This is a genomic window from Corallococcus sp. AB045 (genome assembly GCF_003668895.1).
Classification (GTDB): Bacteria; Myxococcota; Myxococcia; order Myxococcales; family Myxococcaceae; genus Corallococcus; species Corallococcus coralloides.
This window is the reverse complement of record NZ_RAWN01000117.1, coordinates 16,647-31,195: the sequence shown is the minus strand read 5'-3', so window position 1 is coordinate 31,195 and position 14,549 is coordinate 16,647. Positions and strand designations below refer to the sequence as shown.

Here is a 14,549-nt window from a genome sequence, read left to right as displayed (position 1 = left end):
CAGGTGTTGGCGGCGCTGCCGGTGCACCTTCGGGACTCATACGCGGACATCCGCCTCACGCAGGGCGCCGCGCTGGCGTGGGCGGACGTGCCCTTCGTGAAGTCGGGCGCGTGGGAAGGCACGGTGGGCCTGGGGGCAGGGGTCGCGGGCTTCTGGCGGCGCACGGAGGCCCGGGCCGCGGAGGTGGAGCCGGCGCCCTCGCGCAGGGTGGCGGCCTTTGTCGTGGGGCCGGCGGTGCGTGTGGCGTGGCGGGTGGGGCCGGCGCTCGCGCTGGAGGCGGCGCTGTCGGGAGAGGTGCTCCTGGGACGGCCCCGGCTGGGCTACTCGGTGGACGGCGACTTCGTGCTCCGGGAGGACGGTGCGTCCGTGCGTCCCCGACTGGGAGTGGGGATGGTGATTTTTCCGTGAGCACCGATGACCCGAACTGGCGGCGTCCCTTCTCCTTGTCGGGCATGAGGAGCTCGGGCTCACATGCGACCGTCGCGCCCCGTGGCCAGGACGCCCGGCTGATGGCGGCCATGCGGGGACAGCGCGACGCGACCGAGTCCCTGCTCCTGGAGCTGCTGCCGCGCGTGCGCAACCTGGTGCGCTACCTGGTGCGGGGAGACTCGGACGTGGAGGACATCGCCCAGGAGTCGCTCATCGCGCTGGTGCGGGGCCTGCCCACCTATCGCGGCGACGGGCGTTTCCACGGCTGGGTGGACCGGGTGGTGGTGCGCACCACGTTCGCGTGGCTCAAGCGTTCACGCGGACGCGAGGCCCGCTACAGTGGGGACCCGGTGGAGTTGTTGGCGGTGCCGTCCGACGAAGCGCCGGCGGACGAATATCTGCACCGCCGTCACCTGGTGACGTTACTGGACAGGTTGTCGACGGAGCAGCGGCACGCGCTGGTGCTGCACCACGTCCTGGAATTGAGCGTGCAGGAGATTTCGACAGAGCTGGGCGTCCCCTTCGAGACCGTGCGCAGCCGGCTGCGCCTGGGACGCACCGCCCTGCGCGCGCTGGCCTCGGATGGCGAGGCACCCGAGGGGGAGTCGTCATGAGCCCCCGCCCCCCCGACGACGGTGACGGTGAGCCGCTGGACGACCTGCTGCGCCCCCTGGACAACGGCAGTGGGCCCGCGCGGCGGCTGTCCCGGCAGCGTTCGAGCGCGCTGGTCCAGGCGGCATTGGACGCGGCGCTCCAGCAGGCGCCGGAGCCTCCGCGAAGACGCAGGCGTCCTCCCGTGTGGTTGATGGCGGGCGCGGCGCTCGTCTTCACCGGGGCCGCGGCCGCCGCAGTGTGGCGCTACGCGCGGCCCGCGCAGCCGCACGTGCAGGTGCTGACGCCGGCCGTGCCGGAGCCGACGCAGGTGGCCACGCTGGAGCCGGTGCCCCTGCCCCCGCCCGCGCCGCCCGAGCCCTTCGTCATCGAGCATCCCCGGCCGCTGCGTCCGAGCATCACCGTGAAGGAGTCGTCGAAGCCGGAGGACCTGCTGCGGCAGGCCAACGCGCTCCGTTCGGCGGGGAAGTGGAAGGACGCGGAGGGGCTGTACCTGCGCGTCATCCGCGCGGAGCCGTCGTCGCTGGCCGCGTACGTCGCGCGTGTGGCCTCGGGGTCGCTGCGGCTGGAGCACCTGGGTGACTCGCGAGGCGCCCTGCGCCAGTACCAGGACGCGGTGCGGCTGCAACCCGGTGGCATGTTGGATCCTGAGGCGCGCCACGGCGTGGCGGAGGCCCACCGCGCCCTGGGCGACACGGCGGCGGAGGCCCGGGCGCTGGGTGAGTTCCTCTCGCTGCATCCGGACTCGCCACTGAGCGCGGCGTCGCGTGCTCGGCTCCGGGAGTTGTCACCGCAATGAGGTTGGCGTGGCCTGTCGTGGAGCACCGCACGTCGAGGCACGGCCTTTCTCCCAATCCCTCGGACACGAAATCCGTCCCCATGGATGAGAAGGTGAGAACACCGCAGGACCTCCCTGTCGGCGGCGCTGAGCACGAACCTGTCCGACTGTCGGACAGGTTTTGCCAGTCCCAACGGGCCCCCTGCGCCGACGCGCGCCCCCTGAGGTTTTCCAGCGGACCTGCCTCGTCACCCGCTGGGGTCGAGGGGCTACCGCTCCGCCCGAGCAGCAGAAACCTGTCCGACAGTCGGACAGGTTTGGAGAGCCGCGTCGGTCGGGGAGCAGGCGCCTTCCTCGCATGGCGCAAGGTGACAGTCCCATGAGGCTCCGCGTCGCGTCGTTCATGGCCTGGACCGCTCTGCTGGGTGCCGGGTGCACGGTGGATGATCCGGTGGCCACGCTGCGCTCGCCCGACGCGGGGACCGACGTTCCGGATGAATGGGCGGAGCACTGCGTGGACAGCGGACCTCCGCTCCTGTTGGGGAGTCCGGCCTCGGGGCCGCGGGTGTGCAGCGGCCAGTTGGCGCGGACGCTGTTCCGCCGCGCGGCGTGTTCCTGCGAGGGACTGTCCCTCAGCGCCCCCTTCACCGTGGATGCGTTCCGAAGCTCCGCGGGGCCCTACGCTCCCGGAGGTCCGGGCGGCGACGTGGGCGTGAATGGAGTCCTGTCCGCGAACGACCGCGTCACGGTGGGTGGCTCGCTCCAGGTGGGCGGCGTCCAGCTCAGCAGTCCGCTCACGGTAGGCGGCGGCCTGGACAGCAACGGTCCCCTCTCCGGCCCCGGCACCTCCGCCACCGTGGCCGGTGACGCACGGGTGAACGGGGACGTGGGGCTCGCCGCGCTCACCGTGGGCGGCGTGCTCACCGTGCCTCCGGAGTTCTCCCCGGGCCCTGCCCAGGCAGCGGAGCTGCGCCGCGAGCCCGTGCCCGCGGTCATCCCCTGTGACTGCGACGAGGGTTCCCGCTTCGACCCGGCCGCGCTCATCGCCCACCACACCGTGGACAACGACAACGCGGCCATCGGCCTGGACCCGGCGACGTTGACGGACGTCACCGGCGAGCGCGTGCTGGAGCTGCCCTGTGGGCGATTCCTGCTGACGCGCATCGCGGGGCCGGGCCACGCCACGCTGCGCATCCGGGGCCGCACCGCGCTGTTCATCCCCGGCGGCGTGGACCTGAGGGAAGCGCTCACCGTGGACGTGCAGCCTCCCGGCGAGCTGGACCTCTTCCTCGCGGGCGGCTTCATCGTGTCCGGCAACCTCACGCTGGGTTCCGCCGCCCTGCCCTCGCGGGTGCGCGTCTATGTGGCGGGCTCGCAGGCGCTGGACATCTCCGCGGGCAGCACGCTCGCGGGCAACCTCTACGCGCCCCAGGCCCAGCTCAACCTGAGCGGCAACGCGGAGGTCTTCGGCTCGCTGTTCGTGCGCCACCTGGAGTCGTCCGGCGCGGTGCAGGTGCACCACGACGCGGACGTGCTCGGCGCGGGCGCCGCGTGCCCCGCCGGCTAGCTCAGCGGAACACCACGGTCTTGTGGCCGTTGAGCAGGATGCGGTGCTGCACGAACCACGTCACCGCGCGGCCCAGCACCACGCTCTCCACGTCGCGCCCCATCGCCGTCAGCGCCTCGGGCGACAGCGTGTGGTCCACGCGCTCCACGTCCTGTTCGATGATGGGTCCCTCGTCCAGGTCGCCCGTGACGAAGTGGGCCGTCGCGCCAATCAGCTTCACGCCCCGGTCGTAGGCCTGCTGGTACGGCCGAGCCCCCTTGAAGCTGGGCAGGAACGAGTGGTGGATGTTGATGAGCCGCCCGCGCAGCGCATCGCACGTCTCCGAGGAGAGGATCTGCATGTACCGGGCGAGCACCACCAGGTCCACGCGCTGCTCGCGCACCAACTCCAGCAGGCGCGCCTCCTGCCGTTCCTTGTTCTCCGGCGTCACCGGCAGGTGGTGGAACGGAATGTCGTGGGACGCGGCCAGTTGGTAGAGGTCCCGGTGGTTGGACACGATGGCGGGGATCTCCACCGGCAGGATGCCGCTGCGGTAGCGATACAGCAGGTCGTTCAGGCAGTGGCCTATCTTCGAGACCATCAGCAGCACGCGGGGCTTCTCCGCCGCGTCGTGCAGGTGCCACTCCATGGAGAAGCGCCCCGCGAGCGCACCGAAGGCTTCGCGCAGCGCCGCGGGCTGCGCCTTCCCCTCTTCATCCGCGAAGTGCACGCGCATGAAGAACAGCCGCGTCTGCGGGTCGCCGTACTGGGCGCTGTCGAGGATGTTGCAGCCGTGCTCGGCGAGCCAGCCGGAGACGGCGTGGACGATGCCGCGCTGATCCGGGCACGACAGCGTGAGGATGTATTGGGCTGGACGCTCGGTCATGGACGGCGGCGACTATAGCCGTGGCGGGAGAAGGCTCGTCCCCGGGCGGCGGGGATTGTCCGGTGCCATGCGCGGGACACTTCCCTCTCCAGGAAGCGAACCTAGACTCTGGCCTGTGATGGCCGACAGTCCTTCAGCCAACGCGCCCCAGCGCCGCCGACCGGTGTCGGACTCCCTGCGCGAATACGGCCGGGGCATCGCGGGCGGCCTGCTCTTCAGCCTGCCGCTGCTCTACACGATGGAGGTGTGGTGGGCGGGCTTCACGTCCCATCCGGGCAGCGTGCTGGCCTACCTGGTGGCCACGTACGTGCTGCTGCTCGGATACAACCGCTACGGCGGCTTCCGCCGGGACGTGTACTGGGTCGAAGTCTTCACCGACTCGCTGGAGGAGCTGGGGCTGGGGCTGCTCGTGTCGCTGGGGGTGCTCGTGCTCATCGGCCGCATCGGCCAGGGAACATCCCTTCAAGAAGCGGTGGGCATGGTGGTGGTGGAGGCCGGCACGGTGGCCATCGGCGTGTCGGTGGGCACCGCGCAGCTGGGCGGAGAGCACCGCGAGGAGAACGAAGAAGAGGACAAGAAGCGGCTGGAGTCCGCGGACCACGTCCCCGGCCAGCTGGTCATCGCGTTCTGCGGCGCGGTGCTGTTCGCGGCCAACGTGGCGCCCACGGAGGAGATCGTGATGATCGCCGTGGAGGCGCGGCCCTGGTGCCTGCTGGGGCTCGCCGCGCTGTCGCTGCTGCTGGGCGGACTCATCCTCTTCCAGAGCGACTTCACCCGCGCGCACCGCTTCACGCGCCGCCGTCTGCGCCGGGACGTGCTGGCGGGCACGTTCGTCACGTACGCCATCGCGCTGCTGTCGAGCGCGCTGGTGCTGTGGTTCTTCGGCCGGTTCAACGGCAACGGCCTGAGCGTCTGCCTGGCACAGGTGGTGGTGCTGGCGCTGGCGTCGACGCTGGGAGCTTCCGCGGGGAGATTGCTCATCCAATCATGAAGACGAACTGGAACTGGCTGGAGGGCGTCGTCTTCATCGCGAGCTGCGTGCTCGTGGCGCTGGTCATGGGCTACCTGGCGGTGGACGCGTGGACGACGGGCAGCGGCCCGCCGGACCTGACCGTGCAGGTGGGCACGCCGGTGGCCGCCGCGAACGCGAAGGAGTGGCGGGTGCCCGTCACGGTGACGAACCACGGCGACTCGGCGGCGGAGGAGGTCCACGTGCGCGTGTCGCTGCGAGGCGGCCGCGAACCGAAGGAGGAGGCGGAGTTCGTGCTGGCGTACGTGCCGCGCCACTCCCAGCGCGAGGCCTGGGTCGCCTTCCGGCAGGAGCCGCCCCCTGAAGGCGTGGAGGCGCACGCGGTGGGCTTCGCCACGCCCTGACGCCCGCTGCTATCCTGACCGCGCATGCGCGCGAGGAAGCTGGGGTGGTGGGCCGCAGTGCTCGTCCTCGGACTGGGCGTGGCCGTGGTGTCCTTCCGGGAGCCGGCAGGTCCCGCCCCTGCCTCGAACGGACGCCTCCGCGATGCACGTCCCGGCCATTCGGGAACGCGCTTCACGCAGCCGCTGGCCATGCCCGAGGAAGGCTCGCTGCGCATCACCGGCGTCGTGCGCGATGCGCGCGGTCCCGTCGCGGGCGTGCAGGTGTCCGCGTCCCGCGTGGATGCGGACACGCTGTCGGAGCGCCCCTGTCCGCCGACGCCCCCGCGCCATGAACACTCCCCACAGCGGATGCGACAGGGGGACTGCTGCTTCCAGGACATGGAGTTGGAATACGCGCGCCTGGTGGAGGCTCGCGAGGGTGAAGCGCCCGTGCTCGCCCAGACGATGACGGCGGACGACGGAACGTTCGTGCTCGAGGGCCTGGCCACCGGCGCGTTCACCCTCTGGGCCCTGGGTGACACGGGCGCTGCCGTGCAGCCGGACATCCCGGCCGGCAGGGACAGCGTGACGCTGACGCTGGAGGACGGCGTCTTCCTCTCCGGCGGAGTGGTCGAGGAGCTCACGCGGGCTCCCATTCCCGGCGCGCGGGTGACGCTGATCCACGAAGCCGGGTCCCGCTTCTTCGATGCGCTCGCGGACGCCCGGGGACGCTTCCGCGTCGGGCCCCTGCCCCCGGGACGCTACCTGCGGGTCGCGGGCGCGCAGGGGTGCCAGACCCAGGCCTTCCGCGAGGACGTCTGGCTCGATGCCGACGTGGACGTGACGCTCGTGCTCCAACGGAAGCACCGGCTCGAGGGCGTGGTGCTGACGCCCGAGGGCCTTCCCGCGAGCGGCCTGGACGTCCATCTGGCGCTCTCCGAGGGAGCGGGCGAAACCTCGACCACCCGGAGCGATGGCCAGGGCCGGTTCGCCTTCGAGGACGTCCCCGCCCTTCCGCACGAGGTCTGGACCCGGACCGGGGATGAGACCGCCTATGGACAGGCCTTGGGGACGCCTCCCGAGAAGGTGGTCCTCCGGATGGAGCCCACCGGGTTCATGGAGGGGACCGTGAGGGATGAGCAGCGAAGGCCGCTCGCGGGCGTGCGCCTGCGCGTGAAGGGCCACCAACTGGGGGGGCAACCTGTTCCAGAGGTGCTGACGGATGCGGCAGGCCACTACCGTCTGGGTCCATTGCTGGATCGCAGGGTCGACCTCCGATTGCTGCTAGCGCATTACGCCGACCGGCTGGAGAGGATCACCCTGGGAGCTCCCCATGCGGGACCCTGGGACTTCACGCTCACGCGGGTTCCGTCCGTTGAAGGCCAGGTGGTCGACACGGAAGGCGTGCCGCTCGCGGGCGCCCAGGTGCGGATCACCATGACGCGCGAACTTCCGGAGCGCATCTGGGACCTGGCCGCCGTCGACGACCAGACCGACACGTCGGACGAGTCAGGCCACTTCACCGTGGACAGCACGCATGAAGGCCCAGGAAATCTGTCCGTCACGGCCCCGGGGTTCCTCGCCGTGAAGCTCCCCGTGGAGGTCCCGTCGACAGGCACCCGGGTGGTGATGAACCGGGGCGCTTCCGTGTCCGGCACGGTGATGGATGCGACAGGACATCCCCTGAGCAACGTGGACGTCCGGCTCTGGAACACCGAACCGCTGAGCGGAGATCCCCATCGCACTACCGTGGACCCACGAGGCGCCTTCTCGCTGGGAGGACTGGAGGCAGGGCACTACGTCCTGGAGGCCCGGCTGCGGACGCCCGGCATCGAGCACACCGCGTCACAGGCCGTGGACCTGGAGGCGGGAATGCAGGCCACCGTGTCCGTGCGTTTCGAGGAGGGACGCACGCTGCAGGGGATGACGGTCAGCGGCGATGGACAGCCGATGTCCGGCGTGCGCGTCCAGGCCTGCCTCCTTCTGGAGGACGTGCCCGCGTGGCAGGCCCACGCCCCCGACTGCTCCGTCACGGGGGAGCGCGGCGTCCTCTCCGGACCGGATGGCCGCTTCGTCTTCAAGCACCTGACCGCCCCGGCCTACCAGCTCATCGCCTGGAAGGAAGGCCATGCCTTCGCGCCCTCGCGCTCTCAGGGAGGAACGCCTGACAACACCGCCCTGCTCGTCACGATGGGACAGGGAGACGTCCGGTTGGTCCTGGAGCGAAGGCCCCGCCTGCGAGGACAGGTCGTGAGCGATGACGGGACACCGCTGCCCTGCAAGGTCTTCGAACGCAGCGCCTGGGTGCAGGCTCCAGACGGGACGTTCGATCTCCCACTGCCAGACGATGGCCCCGGGACGCTCCTGGTGAGCGCGAAGGGCTTCTTCGAGCTTCAGCGGAAGTTCGCCGTGAGCCCTGGAACGGACATCGACCTGGGCACGCTGTGGATGACCCGAAGCCGCACGGTGCGTTTCATCGTCTTGAGTGAAGTGACACGCGCGCCGCTGGCAGGCCTCAGGGTCGCCATCAACACGAACGCAGACGCGCCTCGGCCTGGCGTCCGCGGAAGTTCATTCTATTTCGGGATCCTCGACGCGGAAGGAAGCGCGGAGGTGGAGGGGGTGCCCTTCGAGTCCGCCACCTTCACCGTCACCATGTACGGAGGGCCGGAGCAGGGAGAAACGGACGGGGTCCTGGATGCGACCCAGGAGACCGTCACGGTGCTGATGCCCATCTCGAACCGCTGAGCCAGTCAGGCGGCTATCCTGCGCCTACGCACTTCAGGAGATGCAGCGCATGCGCAGGGGGCATCGGGTCGCCGGATTCACGGTCGTGGTCGTTGCCGGCCTGCTGCTCCTGGCCTTCTTCCTGCGTGGGCATAGCGGTGCTCCAGCTCGCGAGTCCCGTGGCGCCACCCATCCCTCCGGCGGATTCTTCGCCGGCTTCCGCGCGGGACCCTCCTCCACCCCATCCACCGGAAGCGCGCGCATCACGGGTGTGGTGCGCGATGCACGGGGCCCTGTCGCGGGCGCGCGCGTGTCCGCGTCCCGCGTGGACGCGGATTCCCTCTCGCAACGCGCCTGCCCGTCGGAACCTCCGTCCCGCGAGCGTTCCTGTGCCGGGAAGACGTGGCTGACGAAGTGCTGCTTTCATGAACGGGGATTCGAGCTCGCGCGGCTCGTGGAAGCTCGCGAGGGCGACGCGCCCGTGTTCGCGCAGACGGTGACGGCGGACGATGGCACCTTCATCCTGGATGGACTGCCCGCCGGAGTCTTCACCCTCTGGGCACTGGGCGACACGGGCGCGGCGATGAAGCCAGAGGTCTCAGCGGGAAGCACGGACGTGGCGCTGACGCTGGAGGCGGGCATCTTCCTCTCCGGCACGGTGATGGATGAAGACACGCGGGCTCCCATTCCCGGTGCGCGGGTGACGGCGGTCCAGGATGCGCAGTCCCGCTTCTTCGACACGCTCACGAATGCCCAGGGACGCTTCCGCATCGGGCCCATACCTCCAGGCCGATACCTTCAGGTCGGAAGCGCGCAGGGGTGGCGGACGACCGCCTTCCGCGAGGGCGTCTGGTTCGATACCGACGTGGACGTCACCCTGGCGTTGCAGAAGCAGGCCCGGATCGAGGGACTGGTGCTCACTCCGGAGGGACGGCCCGCGAGCGGCATCACCGTCCAGGCATACTTCACGGGCGTCTCGGACGACGCCTGGTCCACGCGAAGCGATGCGCAGGGACGCTTCGTTTTCGAGGACGTCGTCGGGGCTCCGTACACCGTCTGGGTCTGGGCCTGGAATGAGACCGCCATCGGCGACGCCCCGGCGAAGGCTCCCGCGCAGGTCGTGATCCGGATGGAGCCCGTGACCTTCATGGAGGGCACGGTCAGGGATGAGCGGGGCAGGCCCCTGGAGGGGGTGCTCCTGCAGGGAAGAAACCTTCCGCTGGAAGCCGCCCCCTCTCCCGATGCGATGTCCGATGCAGCGGGCCATTACAAACTGGGGCCGCTGCGACAGACCACCATGAACCTCCAGTTGCGGCATGCTCGATACAGCGACCGGACAGAGGAGATCGACCTCCGCACGCCTCATGCGGGACCGTGGGACTTCACGCTCCAGCAAACGGTTTCGGTCGAAGGATGGGTCGTCGACACCGAAGGCACTCCGCTCCCAGGCATCCGGTTGAGACTCGCCAAGGGCCCTGTGGGCACCCGGGAACGTGCCTTCATCGAAGAAACAGCGGCCCTGTCGGATGACGCCGGCCACTTCATCCTGGACACCCCGAAAGAAGGCGCGGGCCACCTCTTCATCGACTCCGAGGGCTTCTCTTCCATGGAGCAACCCGTGGAGGTCCCATCGACGGGAGTCCGCGTGGTCCTCAGCCGAGGCGCATCCGTGTCCGGGAAGGTCGTGGATGCGAAGGGAGCGCCCCTGCCCCACGCGGAGGTCTTGCTCTGGGACCCCACGGCCCTGGGTGGAGACAAAGACCCCCGCTCCCTCCAGGTGGACAGCGAAGGCACCTTCTCCGCCGCGGGCCTGAAGGCAGGACACCACGTCCTGGAGGCCCGGCTCCCGACCCCTGGCATCGAGCGCTCCGTGACCGAGGCCATCGATCTGGATGCGCACTCACAGGTGACCGTGTCGCTTCGCTTCGAGGAAGGTCGCACGGTGAAGGGGCTGACGGTCGACACCGACGGACAGCCCTTGGCCGGCGTCCGGGTCCAGGCCTGTCTCTCCCTGGAAGATGCTCCCGAGTGGCGGACCCGTTCCCTGCGCTGTGACGCCGATGACGAGCCGGGTGTTCTCTCCGGGCCGGGTGGCCACTTCGTCCTCGAGCACCTGGTGGACCCGGCCCATCAAATCGTCGCCTGGAAGGAGGGCCATGCCTTCGTTCCCTCTCGCTCCCGGGGCGGAACACCCGGGCCGGCCGCGCTGGTGGTCAGGACGGGAGCGGAAGACGTCCAACTGGTCCTGCAGGAGCGTCCCCGGTTGCGCGGGCAGGTCGTGAACGAAGACGGCATGCCCGTGTCCAGCCAGGTCTGGGTAGGGGGCCGCCGGGAGCCTGCGCCTGACGGTGCCCTCGCGTTGCCCCTGCTGAGGGATGGCCCCGAGCAGCTCACCGTGAGGGCGAAGGGCTTCTTCGCGCTGGAGCGAGACTTCGTCGTGAGTCCTGGCAAGGACATCGACCTGGGAACCCTGGTGCTGCGTCGAAGCCGGAAAATACGCTTCATCCTCTTGGACGCAGCGACCCTTGCCCCCTTGGTGGGTGCCCGCGCCTTCATTGGCCGGCGCGAGTGCGATGACCGCTCGTGCACAGGGCCGTATCCCTCCTCGTTCTACGGAAACCTCGACGCGGAGGGTGGCGCCGACGTGGAGGGGCTGCCCTTCACGCCCATCGCCATGTCCGTCAGGCTGAGGCCGGACGAGCCCACCACGGACGTGCTCCTGGATGCGCGGCAGGAGACCATCACGGTGCTGGTGCCCGCCCCGAACCGCTGAGTCAGCAAGCGGCTATCCTGCGCCCACGCACTTCGGGAGACGGGCGCATGCGCAGGGGGAATCGGGGAGCCTGGCTCGCCTTGGCGGGCATCGTCGGCCTGCTGCTGCTGGCCTTCTTCAGCCTGCACGAACGCGGGCGTGCTCCAGGGTCCTCGGCCCGCGGGGCGACCACCGCGTCCGGGTTCCCTACCCGCTTCAGCGCGGGCCCCTCCTCCACCCCATCCACTGGAAGCGCGCGCATCACGGGCGTGGTGCGCGATGCGCAAGGTCCTGTCGTGGGCGTGCGCGTGTCCGCTTCGCGAGTGGAACCCGAGGTCACGCTGTCGGAGCGCTCCTGTCCTCCTTCCGAGGACGCACCCGCTGAGACAACGCGCCGACTGATGCAGTGCTGGGACGAAGCCTTCGACGAGCTGGTGGATCAGGTCGACAAGCGCGAAGGAGAGGCCCCCACCGTCGCGGAGACCACCAGCGCGGAGGATGGCACCTTCGTCCTGGACGGACTTCCCGAAGGAACCGTCACGCCCCATGCCTCCAGCGGCCAGAACGTGGCGATGCGCCCTGACGTGACGACGGGCCAGCAAGGTGTGCTCCTCGTGCTCGATGAAGGCTCCTTCTTCGAGGGCGTCGTCCTGGACGGACCGGCGGGAACCGAGCCCATCGCGGGCGCGCGCGTCACCGTCTTCTCCCACGAACACACGCGCTTCTTCCCCGCGACCAGCGGCGCGGATGGACGCTACCGCATCGGGCCCGTGCCTCCGGCCGACTACGGCATCCTCGTCACGGCCTCCGGCCGCGGCCCCAACCTGCGCATGCGGGCGGATCCGCTGGAGGAGGACACCTTCATCCTGGACCGCCCCGCGAAGTACGCGGGCACGGTGGTGACGGCGAAGGGAGCTCCCGCGCCCGGCGTCTCCGTCCGGCTGTACACGCCCAGCGCCACGCCCGAGTCGCGCACCGCACTCACGGATGCGCAGGGGCGCTTCTCCTTTCCCTCCTTCGAAGACGTGCCCGGCCAGCTCTTCGCGGAGACGGCGGCGCATGACGGTCTGGCCCATCTCAGGACAGCGCCACGCGAGGACATCGTCCTCACGCTCGGGCCCGGCATGGTCCTCCAGGGCACCGTCAGTGATGAGAACGGACGCCCGATTCCCGGCGCACGGGTCATGGCGGATCTCCACGATGCGAACGCGCCGTCCCCGCGCGGGCAGACCGTCACGGATGCGCAGGGGCATTACCGGCTGGGCCCGTTCTTCCGGCTGCCGCACTTCGTGGCGGTCCGCGCGGAGCACTACGTCGACGATGAGCCGGAACACTACGAACTCGGTGAGGCGGAGGAGACGCTCGACTTCACCCTGCCGCGCGCCCTCTCCGTGGAGGGCATCCTCGTCGACGAGGCGGGCCAGCCGCTCGCGGGGCGCGGGGTCAGCCTCCATCCTGGTTCGGTGACCTCCGTCATCGTCGACGTCTCACGGGAGTCCACCGTGACGGACGAAGCGGGGCGCTTCATCCTGGACTCGGACTAGGCGGGGCCCGCGTGGCTGAGCGTCTCCGACGAGGCCTTCGTCCCCCAACACTTCACGGTGGAGCGTCCATCGCGGGACGTGCGGTTGGTGCTGCGCCGGGGGGCTCGCGTGTCCATCACCGTCCTGAGCGCGGTGGGCGCGCCGGTGCGCGGTGCCAGGGTGGAGCTGTGGAAGCAGGATGCACGCGGCGAGTCCGCCCGCGATGGCGTCACGGATTCCCGGGGACAGGCCACGCTCCAGGGCGTTCCTCCCGGAAGCTATGTGGCCGAGGCGACCCTCGCGAGACAGGCCGTGGACGTCCATGCCTCCCAACCGCTGGAGGTCCAGACAGGTGAAGCGCCGCCCGTCACGCTGCGGCTGGAGGAAGGCCGGACCTTGCGAGGCACCGTCGTGAATCCCCAGGGCCTGCCCCTGCCCGGCGTCAGCGTCCGCGCGGAGCTGCTGTCCGCGGACCGGCCCCGCTATCGCGGTGCCCAATCGATAGGAAGGACTCCGGAGGGCGTTCGCACGGATGCCGAAGGCCACTTCACCCTGCGCCCGTTGAGCGCGGCCCGCTACACGCTCAGCGCGACGCTGGCGGAGCACCGCATCGACGGCGCCCTGTCCCAGGGCGTCCACGCGGGCGAGGACGAGACCGTCATCGTGGACAAGGACACGGCGGAGGTCCGGCTGGTGCTGCGGCGCATCCCGCATGTGCGCGGCCGGGTGGTGGCGGAGGACGGCGCGAAGCTGGAGTTCTTCGAGGTGAACGGTCGCCGGTACAAGGATCCGGAGGGGCGCTTCGACCTACCCCTGCCCGAGGCCACCGGCGCCCAGCGGTTCGTGGTGCGCGCCAGGGGCTACGCGCCGGTGGATCGCTCCGTTACCCCAGGCGGAGATGGCGACGTGGACGTGGGCACGCTCACGCTGACGCGGGGGCGGACGGTGCAGGTGTTCCTGCGTGACGCCGCGACGGGCGAGCCGTTCACCGGACGCGTGCGCGATGACTCCGGACAGTGGGCGACCGTCGCCATCGGCTATCGGATCCATGGCGATGGCGTCGCGGACGGCCCGCCCTACCTGCCCGCCACCGGAGCGGTGCCGCGAAAAGATGGCTCGCTGCGGCTGGAGCACCTGCCCTCCGCCGCGTTCACGCTCGAGGTGGACACCCAGCTCCACCTGCCGGCGCGGGTGACGGTGGGCGAAGCGGAAGACAACCTCACGCTCTCGCTCGACTCCGGCGCCCGCGTGACGGGCTACGTCCGCGACGCGCGGGGCCAGCCGCTGGGTGCCGAGCTCGTCTTCACACGCTCCGACGGCCTGACACTTCAACGCAGTCCCGCCTCCGGAGAATTCACCCTCCGGGCCATTCCCCCAGGGCTCTACACGGTGAATGCCTGGCTGATGGAGGTCACCAGTGAAACCCTCTTCCCGCCCCGCACCGTGCAGGTCCCGCCCTCGGGTGAAGTCCGCGTCACCTTCGACGAGCTTGGCACCGGCACCACCGTCACGCTGCGGCTGCCGCCGGACGTCGACCTCGCGTTGCTGTTGCCCGGTCAGGCGCCCTTCCCCGACAGCCCCAGGGCCTTCGAACACCTGCGTCTCCAGCAGCATCCCGTGGCGGAATGGACCGGCACGTCCGTCACGTTCCGCCGCGTCCCCAAGGGCCACTACACCGTCATCGCGAGCACGCGAGACAAGGACCGCGTCCATCGCGAAGAGCTGGACGTGCCCGCCGAAGGCACCCTGTCCCGCGACGTGAAGCCGGTGTGGATGCCCCTCGCGCGCTGACTCACGACGCAGGGGCCCGCTATCCTGCCGCGCATGGGGAATGGCGGACCTGGGGGACTGAAGCCTTGGCTGGGAGGAGCCGCGCTGGCCGTCGTCGCGCTCCTCGCCTTCCTCCTGTGGAACACCGAGGCGCCTTCGTCCGCGAAGGACTC

Annotated in this window: 10 protein-coding genes and 1 pseudogene; 10 read left to right on the top strand and 1 reads right to left on the bottom strand. The window is 70.3% G+C overall.

Going from position 1 to position 14,549, the window contains the following annotated elements; genetic code table 11:
* The 4 genes and pseudogenes from D7Y21_RS41920 to D7Y21_RS25435 all read left to right on the top strand — a co-directional run.
* Positions 1 to 408, top strand: a pseudogene (locus D7Y21_RS41920) (hypothetical protein); the annotation flags it as partial.
* Positions 409 to 509: 101 nt separating this feature from the next.
* The gene (locus D7Y21_RS25445; RefSeq protein WP_120567360.1) at positions 510 to 1,043 is read left to right on the top strand and encodes an RNA polymerase sigma factor; all 534 of its coding nucleotides are present in this window, start codon (positions 510 to 512) and stop codon (positions 1,041 to 1,043) included.
* A complete protein-coding gene (locus D7Y21_RS25440) occupies positions 1,040 to 1,840 on the top strand; it encodes a tol-pal system YbgF family protein (protein WP_121716241.1) in 801 nt (266 codons plus the stop codon). Before D7Y21_RS25445 ends, D7Y21_RS25440 begins: the two co-directional genes overlap by 4 nt.
* Before the next feature lie 358 nt (positions 1,841 to 2,198).
* The gene (locus D7Y21_RS25435; RefSeq protein WP_121716243.1) at positions 2,199 to 3,386 is read left to right on the top strand and encodes a hypothetical protein; all 1,188 of its coding nucleotides are present in this window, start codon (positions 2,199 to 2,201) and stop codon (positions 3,384 to 3,386) included.
* Between the two features lies 1 nt (position 3,387).
* Here the strand turns inward: D7Y21_RS25435 and purU are convergent, their stop codons facing one another.
* Positions 3,388 to 4,251, bottom strand: coding sequence for a formyltetrahydrofolate deformylase (purU, locus tag D7Y21_RS25430; protein WP_121716239.1), 864 nt, complete (start codon positions 4,249 to 4,251; stop codon positions 3,388 to 3,390).
* Positions 4,252 to 4,369: 118 nt separating this feature from the next.
* Between purU and D7Y21_RS25425 the strand changes: the two genes are divergently transcribed.
* From D7Y21_RS25425 to D7Y21_RS25400, 6 genes are all read left to right on the top strand, one after another.
* Positions 4,370 to 5,242 (top strand): TIGR02587 family membrane protein, encoded by an 873-nt coding sequence (locus D7Y21_RS25425; RefSeq protein WP_121716237.1) that lies wholly within the window; start codon positions 4,370 to 4,372, stop codon positions 5,240 to 5,242.
* Positions 5,239 to 5,625: a hypothetical protein gene (locus tag D7Y21_RS25420; RefSeq protein ID WP_121716235.1), complete on the top strand. Its 387-nt coding sequence runs from the start codon at positions 5,239 to 5,241 to the stop codon at positions 5,623 to 5,625. The genes D7Y21_RS25425 and D7Y21_RS25420 overlap by 4 nt, the downstream gene beginning before the upstream one ends.
* A gap of 24 nt (positions 5,626 to 5,649) precedes the next feature.
* Complete coding sequence (locus tag D7Y21_RS25415; RefSeq protein WP_121716233.1) at positions 5,650 to 8,352, top strand: carboxypeptidase-like regulatory domain-containing protein; 2,703 nt, start codon at positions 5,650 to 5,652, stop codon at positions 8,350 to 8,352.
* Between the two features lie 49 nt (positions 8,353 to 8,401).
* Complete coding sequence (locus D7Y21_RS25410) at positions 8,402 to 11,104, top strand: carboxypeptidase-like regulatory domain-containing protein (protein WP_121716230.1); 2,703 nt, start codon at positions 8,402 to 8,404, stop codon at positions 11,102 to 11,104.
* An 80-nt stretch (positions 11,105 to 11,184) separates the two neighbouring features.
* On the top strand, positions 11,185 to 12,627 hold the full coding sequence (locus tag D7Y21_RS25405; RefSeq protein WP_158627353.1) for a collagen binding domain-containing protein: 1,443 nt from the start codon (positions 11,185 to 11,187) through the stop codon (positions 12,625 to 12,627).
* A gap of 78 nt (positions 12,628 to 12,705) precedes the next feature.
* Positions 12,706 to 14,397: a carboxypeptidase-like regulatory domain-containing protein gene (locus D7Y21_RS25400; protein WP_147469372.1), complete on the top strand. Its 1,692-nt coding sequence runs from the start codon at positions 12,706 to 12,708 to the stop codon at positions 14,395 to 14,397.
* Positions 14,398 to 14,549 lie beyond the last annotated feature (152 nt).

Bases quoted from the DNA above. Each gene is read 5' to 3' on its own strand.
- D7Y21_RS25445 (WP_120567360.1), top strand. From the start codon at position 510: ATGGCGGCCATGCGGGGACAGCGCGACGCGACCGAGTCCCTGCTCCTG.
- D7Y21_RS25440 (WP_121716241.1), top strand. From the start codon at position 1,040: ATGAGCCCCCGCCCCCCCGACGACGGTGACGGTGAGCCGCTGGACGAC.
- D7Y21_RS25435 (WP_121716243.1), top strand. From the start codon at position 2,199: ATGAGGCTCCGCGTCGCGTCGTTCATGGCCTGGACCGCTCTGCTGGGT.
- purU (WP_121716239.1), bottom strand. From the start codon at position 4,251: ATGACCGAGCGTCCAGCCCAATACATCCTCACGCTGTCGTGCCCGGAT.
- D7Y21_RS25425 (WP_121716237.1), top strand. From the start codon at position 4,370: ATGGCCGACAGTCCTTCAGCCAACGCGCCCCAGCGCCGCCGACCGGTG.
- D7Y21_RS25420 (WP_121716235.1), top strand. From the start codon at position 5,239: ATGAAGACGAACTGGAACTGGCTGGAGGGCGTCGTCTTCATCGCGAGC.
- D7Y21_RS25415 (WP_121716233.1), top strand. From the start codon at position 5,650: ATGCGCGCGAGGAAGCTGGGGTGGTGGGCCGCAGTGCTCGTCCTCGGA.
- D7Y21_RS25410 (WP_121716230.1), top strand. From the start codon at position 8,402: ATGCGCAGGGGGCATCGGGTCGCCGGATTCACGGTCGTGGTCGTTGCC.